Raw genomic sequence first — 19,479 nt, forward strand, 5'->3', positions numbered from 1 at the left:
GTAGGCAGGGTAAGCGTAGCGTCACCCGGCAAGAAAGCAGCACTCATTTCAGGTTGAGGGGGTGATGGCTTCAGCCTGCGCTTCATCCCCTTTCCGGCGGCTCAGCAGGGCGTTAAGCAGAATTGCCCCGAACGTTGCCGTGCCGATCCCACCAATCGTAAATCCGCCCAGCGTTAGCGCGAAATCGCCCGCGCCCAGCACCAGCGTGACCGCCACCATAATCAGGTTGCTGTTCTGGCTCAGATCGACCCGATGCTGCACCCAGATTCGCGCGCCAGCCACGGCGATCAGCCCAAATACCACAATCGATGCCCCGCCGATGACCGGCGACGGAATGGTGTGGATCAGCGCGCCGAACTTCGGAGAGAAACCAAGCAGTATCGCCATCGCCGCTGCCGCGACGAAGACCAGCGTCGAGTAGACTTTGGTCACCGCCATCACGCCGATATTTTCGGCATAGGTGGTGACGCCGCTGCCGCCCACGGAGCCGGAGATCATGGTTGCCAGACCGTCACCGACAAATGCCCGGCCCATGTACGGGTCCATACTGCGGCCGGTCATTCCCGCGACCGCCTTCAGGTGACCTAAGTTCTCCGCCACCAGGATCACCGCCACCGGTGCGATAAGCATCATTGCCTGGGTGTTAAAGGTGGGGGAAGTGACCTGCGGCAGGCCAAACCAGGCAGCCTGATGGAGCAGGGTAAAATCGACCGGCTTGCCGAGACCGAAAACGTTCGCCAGCAGAGCGTAAACCAGACAGGCGACAATCAGCCCGACCAGAATCAGCAGACGCTGGATCATCCCGCGCGTAAACACCGCCACCAGGCCGATACACAGCACGGTGATCACCGCCATCCAGCTTTCAAACGGCGAGCCGGAGACGCTTTTCACCGCGATCGGCGCCAGGTTCAGGCCAATCGCCATGACGACGGCACCGGTCACCACGGGAGGCATCATGCGTTCGATCCAGCGCGTGCCAATCTTCATCACCACCAGACCAATCAGGGTATAGACCAGGCCGCAGGCGATGATGCCGCCGAGCGCCACGCTCAGGTTAGGGTTGATCCCCTGGCCGTTAAATCCGGTTGTGGCGATAACCACCCCGACAAACGCGGCGCTGGAGCCCAGATAGCTGGGCACGCGCCCACCGGTGACAAAAAAGAACAGCAGGGTGCCGATACCCGACATCAGAATCGACAGGTTGGGATCAAGCCCCATTAGCATCGGCATGAGTACGGTCGCACCAAACATCGCGACTGCATGCTGGACGCCCATCACCATCGTTTGTCCGAGCGGGAGTCGTTCATCCGGCGCGATCACGCCTGCTTCTGTGGTGGTCGATTTCAACTGCCAGTGGGGAAATCCGAACATGGTCTGTCTCCTTAAAGCGCCTTAGCAGGCGGGTCGCATAAGCGCGTGGTAGCCGCGGTCAAACCACACCAGCCCTTGCGGCGCGGGGTGGCGAGCAATCGAAACAATGTCGCAAAACAGAATGTCGTGGGTACCGACGCTCACCACCTGGCTGATGCGGCAGTCAAACGAGGCCAGCGCATCCTCCAGACGCGGACACCCCGTGTCGCCCGTTTGCCAGCGGGCGGCGGCAAAGCGCGTCTCCATTGGCGTTTTGCCGCCAAACAGGTTGGATAGCGGCTCTTGTCCGGCGCTCAGGGTGTTCACGCACAGCGTGCGGTTTTCGCTAAACGTCGGCCAGACGGACGCGCCGCGGTTCAGGCATACCAGCAGGGTGGGAGGCGAATCCGTGACGCTGCACACCGCGCTGGCAGTGAATCCCGCCATTCCCGCCGGGCCGTCGGTGGTGATGATGTTGACTGCCGCGCCGACGCAGGCCATGGTGTCGCGAAAGGTTTGTTTATCCGGTGTCGTCATGATTGCTCCTTACGCCAGCCCGCAGGCATCTTCGAACGCCAGACGCGGCAGGCGTCCGTAAAGTTTGTTCGTATCACCATAGCCAATGTTGATCAGCAGATTGCTTTTAAGCAGCGTGCCGGTGAAAAAGGCCTCGTCGACCTTTTGTCGGTCAAAGCCTGACATCGGGCCGGTGTCCAGCCCGAGGGCGCGACAGGCGAAAATCAGGTAAGCAGCCTGCATTGAGCTGTTGCGAAATGCCGTCTCTTCGGCGAGCGCCGGGCTGGTGGTAAACCAGCTTCTGGCATCGCCGTGCGGGAACAGTTCCGGCAGGCGCTCATAAAACTCGCTGTCCCAGGCAACAATCGCCGTGACCGGCGCGGTGAGCGTTTTTTCCAGATTGCCGCTGGAGAGCGCCGGGCGCAGCTTCTCTTTTCCCTCTGCGCTGCGCACAAACACGATTCGCGCCGGGGAGCAGTTGGCGGAGGTTGGGCCCCATTTCATCAGGTCGTAGATTTCGCGCAGCGTCTCGTCACTGACGGGCAGATTCTGCCAGCCGTTGTGGGTACGGGCGCCGGTGAATAGCGTTTCGCGCGCCGCAGGATTAATGGCTTCGCTCATTAAAGCTCCTTATAAAGCGGGTTCAGGACTGTGCAGCAGGCTGGCAAGCCCGTTCAGCAGCAGGGTGTTAAAGGTGTTCGGTTCGGTGACGTTGCAGGCATGCCCGCCCTGGCGCATGACCACGCTGTGGCTGCGTGGGAGAGCCGCCTGTAGCTCAGTCGAGCAGACAGAGGGCACCAGCATGTCGTCGGCGGAACAGATGAGGTGTACCGGACAATGAATACGCGCGGCGTGGCGGCTGAAATCCGCTTTCTTCAGGGCGCTGAGCCTGTGCAGCAGGTTACTTTTGCCCTGGAAATGAGCCAGCGCCAGCGCTTCTTCGGCCTCCAGGCGGGGCGCACGAGCAGCCATCCAGTCTGCCGGGTAGAGAAACAGCGGCTGCGCCTCTACCCACGCCTGCGCGCCGCCGGAATGCAGCAAACGCTCGCGGATCTGAAAACAGCGTCGGGTATGGGCGTTGAGGGTTAGCCAGCCGTTGACGCACACCAGCGCGGTGAGCGCATCAGGTCTGTCGAGGGCCAGCTGTAGCCCGATCAGCGCGCCCAGCGCATGACCGACCACGCAGTAGCGGGCAATTCCGGCTTCAGCCAGCGCTATGGCCAGTTCGTCCGCCATTTGCGCCAGGCTATAGCCTTCCGGCAGGGTGTCGCGGTTATTACCCGTCCCCCGCTGGTCATAGCACACCACCTGATACTCCGGCTCCAGCGCGGCCAGCTGGGGCAGCCAGTAGCTGCCGCTGCCGCCGAGACCGGCAATGAGGACTACCACGGGTGCCCCCTCATACGGGGGCGGTGAGACGGAGAGTTTCATGGCCGCCTCACTTCGCAATGTGCGCAACGGTGGCAATTTCAACCAGCGCGTCAGGCTTCACCAGCCCGCACTGTATACAGAACCGGGCCGGCTTATCGCCGGGGAAGAACTCGGCGTAGATCTCGTTAATCGCGGCGTAGTTTTTCCAGTCGGTGATAAAGATGCTGTTGAAGGTCACATCCTCCATCGTGCCACCCGCCGTTTCGATCACGCTTTTGATCGTCTCCAGCACGTGGCGGGTTTGTGCCTTTGGGTCGTTGATAAACACCACGTTGTTGTCTTTATCAAACGGCAGCGTACCGGAGACATACACCACGCCGTCGGCGAGCGTTCCGGGGACAAACGGGGCAATCGGTGTGCTGGTGCCCGGCGGAATAATCACGGATTTCGGCATCGTTGTTCTCCTCAGGCGATACGGGCGAGCGGCGGATTCAGGGCATCGCAGAACGCTGCGACGTTACTCACCCAGCCAAAAAAGGTTTCGATATTGAACAGGGCCGCTTTCTGCGCGAATTCCGGCCCGGCCTGATGGGTCGCGTCTTCCAGCACCACGCCAAAATACTCAAGGAAAAAGCCGTCGCGCAGGGTCGACTCCACACAAACGTTGGTGGCGATGCCGGTAAAGACCAGGTGACGAATGCCCCGGCTGCGCAGCAGGCTGTCGAGCGGGGTGTTGAAAAAGCCGCTGTAGCGCGGTTTGGGCAAGACAATATCACCTGCCTGCGGGACCAGCTCGTCCACCAGCTGATAATCCCAGCCGCCTTTTGCCAGCAGCTTGCCCTGCAGTTCAGGGTTTTTGCGCATCGTTTTCAGGGCGTTGGACTTGTGGAAGTTGGGCGAGCCGGGGCCACCGGCCTCCACGTACTGGTCGTCCCAGCCGTTCTGGAACCAGACGATGAGCATGCCGGCTTCCCGTGCGGCGCTGACGGCGGTGTTGATGTTCGCAATGACCGGCTGCGTGGCGGAGACGTCGAACCCCGCCAGATCCAGATAACCCCCTTTACTGGCGTAGGCGTTTTGCATGTCCACCACGATCAGCGCGCTCTGCTGCGGCGCAAAGGTAATGGCTTCCGGGCGAGCGTTTAAGGTCGTCATTACGCAACCTCCTTCGTGACGGCAGGAATGTGGGCGCGGCATTGCATCAGCGGCTGGATGCGCTCGCCGAAGGTTTCCACACCGGTGAGGAAATCATCGAAGGTCAGCAGAACGCCCTCTGCGCCGGGTACGGCGGCGACTTCGTCGAGCATTCTGGCAACGCTGGCATAGGATCCAACCAGCGTGCCCATATTGATATTGACGGCGGAGGTGGGGTCAGCCATCTGGCGGACGTTGGTGTCTGCGCCGGAACGGGTATCTTTCTGGCTCTGCTCGGTAAGCCAGCTCAGGGCCTCCTCGTCGGCACCGTCTTTGTAACACTCCCATTTCGCGCGTGCGGCCTCGTCGGTTTCGTCGGCAATCACCATAAACAGCACGTAGGAGCCCACGTCGCGCCCGGTTTTGTCGGCAGCCTCTTTCATGCGCGCCGCGGTGGGGGCGAAAGCGGCAGGGGTGTTAACGCCTTTCCCGAAGCAGAAGTTAAAGTCGGCGTATTTGGCGGAGAATTCCATCCCCGCGTCGCTCTGCCCGGCGCAGATCACCTTCATCGGCACCGACGGTTGCGGGCTGACGCGGCAGTCGTTCATGGTGAAGAAGTCACCTTTGAAATCGCTTTTGCCGGTGCCCCAGAGATCGCGCAGGACCTGCACGTATTCGGTCAGGTAGTCGTAGCGACGCGAGAAGTAATCGTCACCCGGCCAGAGCCCCATCTGCTCGTACTCCGGCTTTTGCCAGCCGGTCACCAGGTTCACGCCAAAGCGTCCTCCGGAGATCGAGTCGATGGTGGAGGCCATGCGCGCGACGATCGCCGGGGGCAGGGTGAGCGTGGCGGCGGTAGCGTAGACCTGAATCCGCGAGGTGACAGCGGCCAGTCCTGCCATCAGGGTGAAGGACTCCAGGTTGTGATCCCAGAATTCTGTTTTGCCGCCAAAGCCGCGCAGCTTGATCATCGAAAGTGCAAAGTCGAAATGGTAGTGCTCCGCTTTTTGCACGATGGCTTTATTCAGCTCAAAGGTCGGCATGTATTGCGGGGCAGTGGTCGAGATAAGCCAGCCGTTGTTGCCGATAGGTACAAATACGCCAATTTTCATCACGAACCTCTCTTCACTACGTTGCAGGTACTGGCGTTTTTGCAAAGGGAGTGCCAGTTTTGAAAATGACTTTGTTATTAATGTGTTAATCGAAGGTTGGCGTATTGATGTGGTCAAAAGTGGACTAACTGGTCAAAAACATTGCACAGAAAACAGGCATTCATGCGCGATGGGAGTGCAGAATGTCGTGGCGAGACGGGGGTTTTGCTATGCTGAGGGCAACGCAGAATAAGGAGAGCGGGAATGACACAAGGCGCAGTGAAAACACCAGGTAAACGGTCACAGGCAGTCAGCGCCAAGAAGCAGGCTATTCTCAGCGCGGCGCTGGAGACGTTTTCACAGTTTGGCATTCACGGCACGCGGCTGGAGCAGGTAGCGGAGCAGTCCGGGGTTTCCAAAACCAATCTGCTCTACTACTACCCGTCGAAAGAGGCGCTCTATGTGGCGGTGATGCAGCAGATCCTCGATATCTGGCTGGCGCCCCTGAAAGCGTTCCGCGCAGAGCTGGCCCCGCTGGTGGCGATCAAAGAGTACATCCGCCTTAAGCTGGAGGTGTCACGCGATTACCCGCAGGCGTCGCGCCTGTTTTGTCTTGAGATGCTGCAGGGCGCGCCGCTGTTGCAGGCTGAGCTGACGGGGGATTTAAAGCAGCTGGTTGACGATAAGTCGGCGATTATTGCCGGGTGGGTCGCCAGCGGAAAGCTGGCGCCGGTCGATCCGCAGCATTTGATCTTTATGATTTGGGCCGCCACCCAGCATTACGCTGACTTTGCGGCCCAGGTCGAGGCGGTGACCGGGAAAACGCTCCAGGATGAAGCGTTTTTCCACAGCACTCTGGAAAACGTACAGCGGATGATTATCGAAGGGATCCGCGTGCGTTAGTTTCCCGGCGGGAGAGGGCAGCTTAAATCGCCCTCTTCACATTGCATCAGCGAGGCCAGAAACGCTTCTCGCTCCGCGGTTTTCTCTGCCAGGCACTGATTGACAATCATTGGCTGAATGCTTCCACCTTCCGTACCCGAACCGATAAACGTGCAGTCTGCATCCCGCAGGGTAATCCACGCCTGCTGCGCTTTTTTTAGCAGGTCACGCTGGGGGGCTGCCGCACGTTTGATAGCGGCCTGATACGTCGCGTTGAGCTTCTTATCCGCCGCCTTGTACTGCTGCGCGCTACAGGTGTTCAGTTCAAGCTGGGTGGTGGCGTTGTCGCACTCGTTGGCCAGCGCGCTGGTGCTCAACAGCAGTGCGGCACCTGCGAGAAATACTCTTTTCATCATCCCCTCCGTGTAAAAAAAAGCCGGATGCGCTATGCATATCCGGCCTACGATTCTTTGTAGCCCCGGTAAGCGTAGCGCCACCGGGGAGAGTTTACACGATTAACCGATGGTCATCAGGCTGGCGTTACCGCCCGCCGCCGCGGTGTTGACGCTGAGCGAACGCTCCACGTACAGACGCTCCAGCAGCAGGTTGGTTTCCCCACGCGCAAAGCCCTGTACCGAAACAATCGCCCCGCTGCGGGCCGCCACCTGTTCGCACAGTTCGCGCAGCTGGTCGGAATCACCGTGATAAATCACGGCGTCAAACGGCTGCGTCAGCAGCGCATCGGCCTTCGCGAAGCGAATGCGGGCTGAAACGGCTTTTGGCAGCTGTTTTGCCAGGTCGCGATGCAGCGCATCTTCCGGCCACAGCACTTCACATCCGGTTGCCATCGCGGCAGCCAGCTGTACCAGCGCATCCTGCTCGTTATCCGCTACGCAGAGTACGTGTTCGCGCGGCATCAGCGTCCAGGTGTTGCGCTCGCCGGTTGGCCCCGGAAGCAGACGCTGCGTGCCAGCCTGCGCCAGCTCGCCGTACTGCTGCGCAATGGCACGCAGTTCAGGACGTTTTTCCGCCCAGGCGATCAGCGCTTCAAGCGGCTGCGTCAGCACGGTTTTCAGCTGCGCGTCGACCGGATAGTCTGCGTCCTGACGTGCCAGCGTCACGCCCAGCGCGTTCTCCGGACGGTTCGCCAGCAGACGGTACAGGTAAAGCGGACCGCCCGCTTTCGGACCGGTGCCGGACAAACCTTCACCGCCGAACGGCTGCACGCCCACGACCGCGCCGACCATGTTGCGGTTAACGTACAGGTTGCCCACTTTGGCGCTGCCGGTCACCTGCGCGATGGTTTCGTCGATACGGGTGTGTACGCCAAGCGTCAGGCCATAGCCGGAGGCGTTGATCTGATCGATCAGTTCATTAAGGTTGTTACGGTTGTAACGCACCACGTGCAGCACCGGACCGAAGACCTCTTTTTTCAGCTCGTCGAAGCTTGCCAGCTCAATCAGCGTTGGCGGCACGAAGGTGCCGGTCTGCCACTCGCGGGCATCTTCGCTGTTCTCACGCACCGCCTGGAACACCGGACGGCCTTTGGCGCGCATGGTCTGGATGTGGTTTTCGATATTGGCTTTGGCTTCCGCGTCAATCACCGGGCCGATGTCGGTGGTGAGACGCCCCGGGTTGCCCATACGGCATTCGGCCATCGCGCCGCGCAGCATTTTCAGCGTGTGGTCGGCCACGTCATCCTGCAGGCACAGTACGCGCAGGGCGGAGCAGCGTTGACCGGCGCTGTCGAACGCCGAGGCCAGCACGTCGACCACCACCTGTTCGGTGAGGGCAGAGGAGTCAACGATCATGGCGTTCATGCCGCCGGTTTCCGCGATGAGCGGGGTAGGACGACCCTGCGCATCCAGACGGGTAGCAATGTTGCGCTGCAGCAGAGAGGCAACTTCGGTCGAGCCGGTAAACATCACGCCGCGTACGCGGTTATCGGAGGTCAGTTTAGCGCCGACCGTTTCGCCGCGGCCTGGCAGCAGCTGGACCACGCCCGCAGGTACGCCGGCTTCCAGAAGAATGTTGATGCCCTGCGCGGCAATCAGCGGGGTCTGCTCTGCCGGTTTGGCCAGCACGCTGTTACCTGCGGCAAGGGCTGCGGCAATCTGGCCGGTAAAAATAGCCAGCGGGAAGTTCCACGGGCTGATACACACGACCGATCCGAGCGGACGGTGGGTTTCGTTATCGAAATCATCGCGCACCTGACCCGCGTAGTAGTGCAGGAAGTCCACGGCCTCACGCACTTCAGCGATAGCGTTGCTGAAGGTTTTACCCGCTTCACGCACCAGAATACCGATAAGCGACTGCATCTGATCTTCCATCAGCACGGCAGCACGCTCCAGAATGGCGGCACGCTCCTGCGGCGGGGTGGCAAACCAGATTGGCGCGTTGTTGACCGCACTGTCCAGCGCCTGATCCACTTCCGCTTCGGTGGCTTCGCGTACATAGCCGACGATATCTTTTGGCTCTGCCGGGTTGATAACCGGCTGCATCTCACCGTCCTCGACGGACTGCTCAAGGATCGGTTTCGCCTGCCATTTCTGCAGCGCGCTGTTGAGCAGGGCAGAGGAGAGGGACGCCAGACGATGTTCGTTCGCCAGGTCCAGACCCGCAGAGTTGACGCGGCCTGCGCCATACAGCTCGCGCGGCAGGGCAATCTTCGGATGCGGCAGACCAATCTGACCTTCCTGGGCCGCCATCTTCTCAACGGCCTGCACCGGATCGGCCACCAGCTCGTCGAGCGGCAGCGTGGTGTCGGCGATGCGGTTTACGAAGGAGGTATTCGCGCCGTTTTCCAGCAGACGACGCACCAGGTACGCCAGCAGCGTTTCGTGCGTACCTACCGGCGCATAAATGCGGCATGGGCGGTTCAGCTTGCCATCTGCTACCTTACCGGTGACCTGCTCGTACAGCGGTTCACCCATGCCGTGCAGGCACTGGAACTCGTACTGGCCAGGATAATAGTTTTGACCCGCCAGGCTGTAGATTGCCGCCAGGGTGTGGGCGTTATGGGTAGCGAACTGCGGGTAGATCAGGTTCGGCACGCCGAGCAGTTTTTTCGCACAGGCGAGATAAGAGACGTCGGTGTAGACCTTACGGGTATAGACCGGATAGCCTTCCAGACCTTCCATCTGGGCGCGTTTGATTTCGCTGTCCCAGTAGGCGCCTTTCACGAGGCGGATCATCAGGCGGCGACGGCTGCGGCTTGCCAGGTCAATCAGATAATCAATGACGAACGGGCAGCGTTTCTGATACGCCTGGATAACGAAGCCAATGCCGTTCCAGCCCGCCAGCTCTGGCTCGAAGCACAGTTTTTCCAGCAGATCGAGGGAGATCTCCAGACGGTCGGCCTCTTCGGCGTCGATATTGATGCCGATGTCATACTGGCGCGCCAGCAGGGTCAGGGACTTCAGGCGCGGGTAAAGCTCCTCCATCACGCGGTCGTACTGCGCGCGGCTGTAGCGCGGGTGCAGGGCGGACAGTTTGATAGAGATACCCGGACCTTCATAAATACCGCGGCCGTTAGAGGCTTTACCGATGGCGTGGATCGCCTGCTGATAAGAGACCATGTAGGCCTGCGCGTCGGCGGCAGTCAGGGCCGCTTCACCGAGCATGTCATACGAGTAGCGGAAACCTTTGTCTTCCAGCTTGCGGGCGTTCGCCAGCGCTTCGGCAATGGTTTCGCCGGTCACGAACTGCTCGCCCATCAGGCGCATCGCCATGTCCACGCCTTTGCGGATCAGCGGCTCGCCGCTCTTACCGATGATGCGGTTCAAAGAGCGTGACAGGTTGGCTTCGTTATGGGTTGAGACCAGTTTGCCGGTAAACAGCAGGCCCCAGGTGGCGGCGTTAACGAACAGGGACGGGCTGCGGCCAATGTGCGAATGCCAGTTGCCGTTGCTGATCTTGTCGCGGATCAACGCGTCGCGGGTGGCTTTATCCGGAATACGCAACAGCGCTTCCGCCAGACACATCAGCGCCACGCCTTCCTGTGAAGAGAGGGAAAACTCCTGCAGCAGACCTTGCACCATCCCGGCGCGGCCGGTGGCGGTTTTTTGGTTGCGCAGCTTGTCGGCCAGCTGATACGCCAGGCTGTGCGCCTGGGCGGCAATGGCTTCCGGCAGGCGGGCCTGCTCCAGCAGCATCGGCACGGCGTCGGTTTCGGCACGACGGTAAGCGCCGGTAATGGCGGCACGGCTGACGGACTGCGGCAGGATCTGCTCGGCGAATTCGAGGAACGGCTGGTGGCTTTCGTCGCCAGCGGCGGGTGCATCCTCGCTTTCATTGGCGGCACCCGCCAGCAGGGCAGGCAGTTCTGGCAGGCCTTCGTCGCTCTCCAGTCTTTCCAGATAGTTAAAAATCGCCTGCTTGATTAACCAGTGCGGTGTACGGTCAATGCGGGTCGCTGCGGTTTTAATCCGTTCGCGGGTAGCGTCATCCAGCTTAACCCCCATGGTGGTCATCCCCATGCCAAAACTCCTGTTGTTCTGTAATCGCGTTTTGTAGATGGCATGAAATATCCACCATGTTGCAACTTTGTGCAACCGTGTTAAATGTGACCTGGTTTGCAACCCAGAAAATGAATGGATTGTTAATGATTGGTTAGCTGGAAAAAAGCGCTGGCTTCTGCATGAGAAGCCTGTTTTTATGCGGTACTTAACACTTTTAAAAGGTGCAACCCGTATAAGTGTGAGCGAGTGCAACCTATAGGAAACTCGTATCAAACCGGGGATGAATTTGATGTAAATGCAGTGTTAAATCGTTTGTCAGCGGGATGCGCATACGGCAGGATAGCGCGCCCAATGGAAACACATACACACATCACTACGTTCCGGTGATGACATAACAAGGCAACCCGGACGGTTGTCGCTCGACATTTTGGAGAATTTGAATGGCTATTAGCACACCGATGCTGGTGACATTTCTCGTTTATATTTTTGGCATGATCCTGATAGGGTTTTTGGCATGGCGTTCAACAAAGAACTTTGACGACTACATTCTCGGCGGCCGCAGTTTAGGCCCGATGGTGACCGCGCTGTCTGCGGGCGCATCCGATATGAGCGGCTGGCTGCTGATGGGGTTACCGGGCGCGATTTTCATCTCCGGTATCTCTGAAAGCTGGATTGCCATCGGCCTGACCCTTGGGGCGTGGATCAACTGGAAGCTGGTAGCAGGCCGTCTGCGCGTGCATACCGAAGCGAACAACAATGCCCTGACGCTGCCGGATTACTTCACCGGACGTTTTGAAGATAACAGCCGCATTCTGCGCATTATCTCCGCGGTGGTGATTCTGCTGTTCTTCACCATCTACTGTGCTTCCGGCATCGTGGCGGGCGCGCGTCTGTTTGAGAGCACCTTCGGCATGAGCTATGAAACCGCGCTGTGGGCAGGTGCCGCGGCGACCATTCTCTATACCTTCGTGGGCGGATTCCTGGCGGTAAGCTGGACCGACACCGTGCAGGCGAGCCTGATGATCTTCGCCCTGATCCTGACCCCGGTGATTGTGATTTTCACCGTTGGCGGCTTCGGTGAATCGCTGGAAGTGATCAAGCAGAAGAGCATTGAAAACGTCGACATGCTGAAAGGGCTGAACTTCGTGGCCATCGTCTCTCTGATGGGCTGGGGTCTGGGCTACTTCGGTCAGCCGCATATCCTGGCACGCTTTATGGCCGCTGACTCTCACCACACGATTGTTCATGCCCGTCGTATCAGTATGACGTGGATGATCCTCTGTCTGGCGGGTGCCTGTGCGGTTGGCTTCTTCGGCATCGCTTACTTCAACAATAACCCGGCGCAGGCAGGTGCAGTAAACCAGAATGCCGAGCGTGTGTTCATCGAACTGGCAGGCATTCTGTTCAACCCTTGGATTGCCGGTATTCTGCTCTCCGCAATTCTGGCGGCGGTGATGTCGACTCTGAGCTGCCAGCTGCTGGTCTGCTCCAGCGCAATTACCGAAGATCTCTACAAAGCTTTCCTGCGTAAAGGTGCGAGCCAGAAAGAGCTGGTATGGGTCGGGCGCTTTATGGTGCTGTTAGTGGCGCTGATTGCCATCGCGCTGGCGGCCAATCCTGATAACCGCGTTCTGGGTCTGGTGAGCTATGCGTGGGCGGGCTTTGGTGCGGCGTTTGGTCCGGTGGTTCTGTTCTCCGTTCTGTGGTCACGCATGACCCGCAACGGCGCGCTGGCGGGCATGATCATCGGAGCGGTGACCGTTATCGTCTGGAAGCAGTTCGCGTGGCTGGGTCTGTACGAAATCATCCCGGGCTTCATCTTCGGCAGCATCGGTATTGTGGTGTTCAGCCTGCTGGGTAAAGCACCGTCTGCCTCCATGCAGAAACGCTTTGCGGAAGCGGACGCGCACTACCACACTGCACCACCGACGAAGCTTCAGGCTGAGTAAAAAAACCTATTCCCTCCTGTAAGCCGGGTAAGCGCTAGCGCGACCCGGCTTTTTTCTTGCCAAAATGCGTAAATTACGTTGATATCGCTGCACTTATAACAATGAGGATAGCGAACAATGACCATCAAAACAGGGCTTATGGCGGCGGCATTATTGATGCTCGCAGGCTGCAACGCACCCGCGCAACACGCGGCAGTGGAGACCTGCAAAGCAGATAACCAGATGCAGCAAACCACGCTTTATTTCGGACTGAATCGTCCGGCCGGAGCGCAGATCACCGGCAACGAGTGGCAGCAGTTTGTTGACCAGGACGTGACGCCGCGCTTTCGGGACGGCTTAACGGTGTTTGATGCCCGTGGCCAGTGGCTGGGGAATGACGGGAAAGTGGCGCGCGAGCCGAGCAAAGCGCTGATGCTGATCCACGGTAAAGACGCGCAGAGCGAGAAGAATATCGAAGCGTTGCGCGGGATTTATAAATCTCGCTTCGCGCAGGAGTCGGTGATGCGGGTCGATCAGCCGGTGTGCGTGCAGTTTTAAGCAAAATGGCGGGATAGTTTTGTAGGCCCGGTAAGGCGTAGCCGCCACCGGGCACAAACCGCACAAAACTTACAACACTAATCCCGCAAAGCTCGCCGACAGCAGGCTCACCAGCGTCGCGCCGTACACCAGGCGCAGACCAAACCGCGAAACCACGTTCCCCTGCCGCTCGTTCAGGCCCTTGATGGCGCCTGCGACGATACCAATAGACGCGAAGTTAGCGAACGACACCAGGAAGACGGATAAAATGCCCAGCCCGCGCGGTGACATCTGATGGGCAATTTTTTGCAGCTCAATCATCGCCACAAATTCATTCGCCACCAGCTTGGTTGCCATAATACTGCCGGCGTTGAGCGCATCACTCAGCGGAATACCGATGAGCCACGCCAGCGGATAAAACACATAACCCAAAATCTGCTGGAAGCTCATGCCGAATACGCTGGAGAAGAGGGCGTTAACGGCGCTAATAAGCGCGATAAAGCCAATCAGCATCGCCAGAATAATCATCGCTACCTTAAAACCGGCCAGAATATACTCCCCGAGCATTTCGAAGAAGCTCTGGGATTCATGCAGTTTTTCCAGCTTGATATCCGGCTCCGCTTCCGGACGCACCGGATTAATGACGGAGAGAATAATGAAGGTGCTGAACATGTTCAGGATCAGCGCCGCAACGACAAATTTGGCGTCGAGCATGGTCATATAAGCGCCGACAATCGACAGGGAAACGGTCGACATGGCGGTCGCAGCCATGGTGAACAGACGGCGCGAGGAGAGATCCCCCAGCACGCCCTTGTAGGCAATGAAGTTTTCCGACTGGCCGAGGATCAGCGAGCTCACCGCGTTAAACGATTCCAGCTTGCCCATACCGTTCAGTTTTGACAGCAGCGTCCCGATAACCCGAATAAAAATCGGCAGGATCCGCCAGTGCTGGAGAATACCAATCAATGCGGAAATAAAAATAATCGGGCAAAGCACGCCAAGGAAAATGAACGCCAGCCCTTTTTCACCCATTCCGCCAAAGACAAAATTGGTGCCTTCGCCAGCAAATTTGAGCAGGGATTCAAAGAAGCCGGAAACGTATTTAATCAGGAATAACCCGCTTTCGGCGTGCAGGAAAAAGAACGCCAGGGCAATTTCAATAACAATCAGCTGTAAAACATAACGAATGCGAATTTTTCGGCGGTCGAAACTCACCAGCCAGGCGAGCGCAAGAATAATCACCAGCGCCAGCAGGAAATGGATAATCTTAAACATGGTTTATTTTCACTTGGTTTTCGAGGCAGATATTTAGCCACAGCGCTGATTAACCGTAAACGGGCATTTTCGTTATAACTTATAAACGTAATGATTACGTTGACAACTATTATCAGGCTTCGCGTTTACAACTCGTCATCAAAACGCCACACATTTCGCTTGTTTTTCTTCTCGCCGTAATGATAATCACTATCACAAGAATTTACCTTTCTTTGCATCAGTTGACCGCGATAAACATTTAAGGTGTCGGCATGTTTGTTCCATTTCTCATTATGTTACGTGAAGGGCTCGAAGCGGCTCTCATTGTCAGCCTTATCGCCAGTTATCTGAAGCGAACCCAGCGCGGACGCTGGATTGGCGTCATGTGGATTGGCGTGTTCCTTGCCGCGTCGCTCTGTCTGGGCCTGGGTATCCTGATCAACGAAACCACCGGCGAGTTCCCGCAGAAAGAGCAAGAGCTGTTTGAGGGGATCGTCGCCGTCATTGCGGTGGTGATCCTGACCTGGATGGTGTTCTGGATGCGCAAGGTCTCCCGCAATGTGAAAGTGCAGCTGGAGCAGGCCGTGGATAACGCCCTGCAAAAAGGCAACCATCACGGCTGGGCGCTGATCATGATGGTCTTTTTTGCGGTGGCGCGTGAAGGGCTGGAATCGGTCTTCTTCCTGCTGGCCGCCTTCCAGCAGGACGTAGGCATCTGGCCGCCGCTGGGGGCAGTGCTGGGGCTGGCAACGGCCGTCGTGCTGGGTTTCCTGCTCTACTGGGGAGGTATTCGCCTTAACCTGGGGGCGTTCTTCAAATGGACCAGCCTGTTTATTCTGCTGGTCGCCGCGGGGCTGGCGGCTGGGGCGATCCGCGCCTTTCATGAAGCGGGCCTGTGGAACCACTTCCAGGACGTGGCGTTTGATCTCAGCAATGTCCTCTCCACACACTCTCTGACCGGCACTCTGCTCGAAGGTATCTTCGGTTACCAGGAGACACCGAGCGTCAGCGAAGTGGCGATGTACTTTATTTATCTGGTGCCGGCGCTGGTGTTGTTTGCGATGCCGCCGCGTACCGACACACAGGCGACGCGCGTCGCGCCGTAATAATTGATTTAGTTACAACATACTTTTAAAGGGAAGAGTCATGGCAATTCAGTTCCGTCGTAGTGCGTTATGCGCAGGCATTGCCGCGCTGTTCGCTTCCGCATTTTCCGCCTGGGGGGCCAATGTTCCTCAGGTCAAAGTGACCGTCAATGACAAGCAGTGCGAGCCGATGACCCTCACGGTGAACAGCGGTAAAACCCAGTTCATTATTCAGAACCACAGCCAGAAGGCGCTGGAGTGGGAGATCCTGAAAGGGGTGCTGGTCGTCGAAGAGCGTGAAAATATCGCCCCTGGCTTCAGCCAGAAGATGACTGCCAATCTGCAGCCGGGCGAGTATGAAATGACCTGCGGTCTGCTGACCAATCCTAAGGGTAAGCTGATCGTTAAAGGTGAAGCGACGGCGGATGCGGCGAAAGGCGCTGCGGTGCTAAGCCTGGGTGACGCGATTACCGCTTATAAAGCATACGTTACCAAAGAGACGGCAGATCTGGTGGCGGGCACGAAAGCCTTTACCGATGCGGTGAAAGCCGGTGATATCGAAAAAGCCAAATCCCTTTATGCACCAACCCGTCAGCACTACGAGCGCATCGAGCCGATTGCCGAGCTGTTCTCTGACCTTGATGGCAGCATTGACGCCCGCGAAGATGATTTCGAGCAGAAGGCCGCCGATCCGAAATTCACCGGCTTCCACCGTCTGGAGAAAGCCCTGTTTGGCGACAACACTACCAAAGGGATGGAAAAATACGCCGAACAGCTGAACGGCGACGTGCTGGAACTGCAAAAGCGCATCAGCGAGCTGGCTTTCCCACCGTCAAAAGTGGTGGGCGGCGCGGCGGGTCTGATTGAAGAAGTGGCCGCAAGCAAAATCAGCGGTGAAGAAGATCGCTACAGCCACACCGACCTCTGGGACTTCCAGGCCAACGTCGACGGTGCGCAGAAAATTGTCGATCTGCTGCGTCCTCAGCTGCAGAAAGAGAACAGCGAACTGCTGGCAAAAGTGGATGCCAACTTCAAAAAAGTCGACACCATTCTGGCGAAATACCGTACCAAAGACGGATTTGAAACGTACGATAAGCTGACCGACGCCGACCGTAATGCGCTGAAAGGCCCGATTACCGCCCTGGCGGAAGATCTCTCTCTGCTGCGCGGCGTACTGGGTCTGGACTAAGCACGATGAACAAGAATGGTAAGTTCGACGAGGTAGAACCTTCCCGTCGTCGGTTGTTAAAAGGGGTAGGGGCGCTGGGCGGCGCGCTTGCCCTTGCAGGCGGCTGCCCGGTGGCGCATGCGGCGAAACCGCAAAGCGCACCCGGCACGCTGTCCCCCAATGCCCGCATGGAGACGCAGCCTTTTTACGGCGATCATCAGTCGGGCATTCTGACGCCGCAGCAGGCCTCCATGATGCTGGTGGCGTTTGATTCGCTGGCCAGCGATAAAGCCGATCTGGAACGTCTGTTCCGCCTGCTGACGGCACGCATTGCGTTTCTTACCGCAGGTGGACCGGCGCCGGACACGCCTAATCCGCGCCTGCCGCCAATGGACTCCGGTATTCTCGGGGCGTTTATCGCGCCCGATAACCTGACCATTACCGTGTCGGTCGGAGAGTCGCTGTTTGATGGCCGCTACGGCCTGACAAAGCAGAAGCCGAAAGCGCTGCAAAAAATGACGCGTTTTCCAAACGATTCCCTCGACGCGGGGTTGTGTCATGGCGACCTGCTCCTGCAGATTTGCGCCAATACCCAGGACACGGTGATCCACGCCCTGCGCGATATCATCAAGCACACGCCGGATCTGCTCAGCGTGCGCTGGAAGCGGGAAGGGTTTATCTCTGACCACGCTGCGCGCAGTAAAGGGGAAGAGACGCCGGTTAACCTGCTGGGCTTTAAGGACGGCACGGCCAACCCGGACAGCAGCAATGCTGCGCTCATGAAAGAGGTGGTGTGGGTGACGGCGGATCAGGGCGAACCGGCGTGGGCCGTCGGCGGCAGCTACCAGGCGGTGCGCATTATCCAGTTCCATGTGGAGTTCTGGGACCGCACGCCGCTGAAAGAGCAGCAGACCATTTTCGGCCGCGACAAGCAGAGCGGAGCGCCGCTCGGTATGACGCATGAGCATGATGTGCCCGACTATGCCCGCGATCCCAATGGCGATGTGATTGCGCTGGACAGCCATATTCGCCTCGCCAATCCGCGCACCAAAGAGACGCAGTCCAGCCTGATGATGCGTCGTGGCTACAGCTACTCCCTCGGCGTGACCAACGCAGGTCAGCTCGATATGGGGCTGCTGTTCGTCTGCTATCAGCATGACCTTGAAAAGGGCTTCCTGACCGTGCAAAAGCGCTTAAACGGCGAAGCGCTGGAAGAGTATGTAAAACCCATCGGCGGCGGCTACTTCTTTGCCCTGCCTGGCGTGCGCGATCGGAACGCGTATCTCGCGCAAGATCTGATTGAAGCCTGATAATTGTCCCTGCGAGAGTTCGCGGGGACATTATTTTTTCCTATGACAAACATATTGTTATATTTCTGTAATATTTCTATATAAGACTGAATCCGCTGCAGGAGCAGTCTGAAAAGTTGCAATCAGGTAAAATAAATGTTGCATTTATGATAACTCCTGATGTACTTAAGATAAGACAGCGGTAGTTCCCGGCAGTGATGCTGAATCACTATGGAGATCGCGAATGGTTGCGTCCTGTACTGGACAAGGTAAACATAACAACCGCAGCACCCGGCGCGGAGGCTCAGGCTCCGGCAGCGATTTCCTCACCACTAAATTCTCCCCCTCTCCTCAAGAATCTGATTCGACCGACGTGCAGACTGGTGCGCGTAGCCGTTCTGTATCGTCATCTGATAAAGCAAGCAATGGCTTACAAGGAAGCCAACCCTCTGATGTTCGTGCGCATAATCGTGCCGACGCTGGCACGTGTGATGAATACCAACAACTCAAGGTGCTATCCATGGGAAGACAAAAAGCAGTGATCAAAGCTCGTCGCGAGGCAAAACGTGTGCTGAGACGGGACTCACGTAGCCATAAACAGCGTGAAGAAGAATCGGTCACCTCGCTTGTGCAGATGAGTGGCGTAGAAGCAATTGGCATGGCCCGAGACAGCCGTGATCATTCTCCAATTGTGGCGCGCAATGAGGCTCAGGCGCACTACCTGAATGCTATCGAGAGTAAACAGCTCATCTTTGCAACCGGTGAAGCCGGATGCGGGAAAACCTGGATCAGTGCAGCCAAAGCGGCGGAAGCGCTCATCCATAAGGACGTGGAGCGTATTATTGTTACCCGTCCGGTACTGCAAGCGGATGAAGATCTCGGCTTCCTGCCCGGCGATATTTCGGAGAAGTTTGCCCCGTACTTCAGACCCGTCTATGACGTGCTGGTGAAGCGTTTGGGTGCATCCTTTATGCAGTACTGCCTGCGACCAGAGATTGGCAAGGTGGAAATCGCGCCGTTCGCCTATATGCGCGGACGTACATTTGAAAATGCGGTCGTCATTCTTGACGAGGCTCAGAACGTGACCGCTGCGCAAATGAAGATGTTCTTAACGCGCCTCGGGGAGAACGTGACGGTCATCGTTAACGGCGACATTACCCAGTGTGACCTGCCATCCGGCGTGAAATCCGGGCTGAGCGACGCGATGTCACGTTTTGAGGAAGATGAGATGATTGGGGTGGTACGCTTCACGAAAGAGGATTGCGTGCGTTCGGCACTGTGTCAGCGGACGTTGCAAGTCTATTCCGACTGAAGGTAAAACATTACCGTTTTATCCTTCTTCAGTAATCCCTTCCCGGCATCATGCCGGGAAGCTTCTTTTATTCCTGGGCTCTTCTCGCGCCTGGTTATCTTT

The 19,479-nt window shown here is 57.9% G+C and carries 17 protein-coding genes; 7 read left to right on the forward strand and 10 right to left on the reverse strand.

Annotated features, from left to right (window positions below; all coding sequences use genetic code 11):
- Positions 1–48: 48 nt before the first annotated feature.
- Genes rutG through rutA form a run of 7 tightly spaced genes read right to left on the reverse strand, consistent with a single transcriptional unit; the run spans position 49 to position 5,483 of the window.
- Positions 49–1,371, reverse strand: a complete 1,323-nt coding sequence (gene rutG / locus ACMGGM_RS21320; protein WP_023338234.1) for a pyrimidine utilization transport protein G — start codon at positions 1,369–1,371, stop codon at positions 49–51.
- Between the two features lie 21 nt (positions 1,372–1,392).
- A complete protein-coding gene (rutF, locus tag ACMGGM_RS21325) occupies positions 1,393–1,887 on the reverse strand; it encodes an NADH-dependent FMN reductase RutF (RefSeq protein WP_023338235.1) in 495 nt (164 codons plus the stop codon).
- A gap of 9 nt (positions 1,888–1,896) precedes the next feature.
- Positions 1,897–2,487, reverse strand: coding sequence for a malonic semialdehyde reductase (locus ACMGGM_RS21330; protein ID WP_014883307.1), 591 nt, complete (start codon positions 2,485–2,487; stop codon positions 1,897–1,899).
- A 9-nt stretch (positions 2,488–2,496) separates the two neighbouring features.
- The gene (gene rutD / locus ACMGGM_RS21335) at positions 2,497–3,297 is read right to left on the reverse strand and encodes a pyrimidine utilization protein D (protein ID WP_045134621.1); all 801 of its coding nucleotides are present in this window, start codon (positions 3,295–3,297) and stop codon (positions 2,497–2,499) included.
- Between the two features lie 7 nt (positions 3,298–3,304).
- Positions 3,305–3,691 carry a pyrimidine utilization protein C gene (gene rutC, locus ACMGGM_RS21340; RefSeq protein WP_014883309.1) on the reverse strand — a complete coding sequence of 129 codons (387 nt, stop codon included), beginning with the start codon at positions 3,689–3,691 and terminating at the stop codon, positions 3,305–3,307.
- 11 nt (positions 3,692–3,702) lie between these two features.
- On the reverse strand, positions 3,703–4,392 hold the full coding sequence (gene rutB, locus ACMGGM_RS21345) for a pyrimidine utilization protein B (RefSeq protein WP_014883310.1): 690 nt from the start codon (positions 4,390–4,392) through the stop codon (positions 3,703–3,705).
- Positions 4,392–5,483: a pyrimidine utilization protein A gene (rutA, locus tag ACMGGM_RS21350; RefSeq protein WP_063614082.1), complete on the reverse strand. Its 1,092-nt coding sequence runs from the start codon at positions 5,481–5,483 to the stop codon at positions 4,392–4,394. The genes rutB and rutA overlap by 1 nt, the downstream gene beginning before the upstream one ends.
- Positions 5,484–5,726: 243 nt before the next feature.
- Between rutA and rutR the strand changes: the two genes are divergently transcribed.
- Positions 5,727–6,365 carry an HTH-type transcriptional regulator RutR gene (rutR, locus tag ACMGGM_RS21355; protein WP_014883312.1) on the forward strand — a complete coding sequence of 213 codons (639 nt, stop codon included), beginning with the start codon at positions 5,727–5,729 and terminating at the stop codon, positions 6,363–6,365.
- On the opposite strand, the gene ACMGGM_RS21360 is transcribed toward rutR, so the two are convergent.
- Positions 6,362–6,757, reverse strand: coding sequence for a lysozyme inhibitor LprI family protein (locus tag ACMGGM_RS21360; RefSeq protein WP_059373392.1), 396 nt, complete (start codon positions 6,755–6,757; stop codon positions 6,362–6,364). The two genes, rutR and ACMGGM_RS21360, sit on opposite strands and share 4 nt — an antisense overlap.
- 102 nt (positions 6,758–6,859) lie before the next feature.
- Positions 6,860–10,822: a trifunctional transcriptional regulator/proline dehydrogenase/L-glutamate gamma-semialdehyde dehydrogenase gene (gene putA / locus ACMGGM_RS21365; RefSeq protein ID WP_023337071.1), complete on the reverse strand. Its 3,963-nt coding sequence runs from the start codon at positions 10,820–10,822 to the stop codon at positions 6,860–6,862.
- A gap of 422 nt (positions 10,823–11,244) precedes the next feature.
- On the opposite strand from putA, the gene putP reads away from it, so the two are divergent.
- Both putP and ACMGGM_RS21375 read left to right on the forward strand, forming a co-directional pair.
- Positions 11,245–12,753: a sodium/proline symporter PutP gene (gene putP, locus ACMGGM_RS21370; protein ID WP_014883315.1), complete on the forward strand. Its 1,509-nt coding sequence runs from the start codon at positions 11,245–11,247 to the stop codon at positions 12,751–12,753.
- A gap of 117 nt (positions 12,754–12,870) precedes the next feature.
- Complete coding sequence (locus ACMGGM_RS21375) at positions 12,871–13,290, forward strand: DUF3574 domain-containing protein (RefSeq protein WP_059373390.1); 420 nt, start codon at positions 12,871–12,873, stop codon at positions 13,288–13,290.
- Between the two features lie 69 nt (positions 13,291–13,359).
- Here the strand turns inward: ACMGGM_RS21375 and ACMGGM_RS21380 are convergent, their stop codons facing one another.
- On the reverse strand, positions 13,360–14,544 hold the full coding sequence (locus ACMGGM_RS21380; RefSeq protein WP_014883317.1) for a NupC/NupG family nucleoside CNT transporter: 1,185 nt from the start codon (positions 14,542–14,544) through the stop codon (positions 13,360–13,362).
- Positions 14,545–14,795: 251 nt separating this feature from the next.
- Between ACMGGM_RS21380 and efeU the strand changes: the two genes are divergently transcribed.
- From efeU to phoH, 4 genes are all read left to right on the forward strand, one after another.
- The gene (gene efeU / locus ACMGGM_RS21385; protein ID WP_045134618.1) at positions 14,796–15,629 is read left to right on the forward strand and encodes an iron uptake transporter permease EfeU; all 834 of its coding nucleotides are present in this window, start codon (positions 14,796–14,798) and stop codon (positions 15,627–15,629) included.
- A gap of 40 nt (positions 15,630–15,669) precedes the next feature.
- The gene (efeO, locus tag ACMGGM_RS21390) at positions 15,670–16,797 is read left to right on the forward strand and encodes an iron uptake system protein EfeO (protein ID WP_063943488.1); all 1,128 of its coding nucleotides are present in this window, start codon (positions 15,670–15,672) and stop codon (positions 16,795–16,797) included.
- A 5-nt stretch (positions 16,798–16,802) separates the two neighbouring features.
- Positions 16,803–18,086 (forward strand): iron uptake transporter deferrochelatase/peroxidase subunit, encoded by a 1,284-nt coding sequence (gene efeB, locus ACMGGM_RS21395; RefSeq protein ID WP_045134616.1) that lies wholly within the window; start codon positions 16,803–16,805, stop codon positions 18,084–18,086.
- A gap of 499 nt (positions 18,087–18,585) precedes the next feature.
- Positions 18,586–19,377: a phosphate starvation-inducible protein PhoH gene (gene phoH / locus ACMGGM_RS21400; protein WP_014883322.1), complete on the forward strand. Its 792-nt coding sequence runs from the start codon at positions 18,586–18,588 to the stop codon at positions 19,375–19,377.
- Positions 19,378–19,479 lie beyond the last annotated feature (102 nt).

Source organism: Enterobacter sp. BNK-14 (assembly GCF_047456095.1).
GTDB classification, from domain to species: domain Bacteria; phylum Pseudomonadota; class Gammaproteobacteria; order Enterobacterales; family Enterobacteriaceae; genus Enterobacter; species Enterobacter kobei.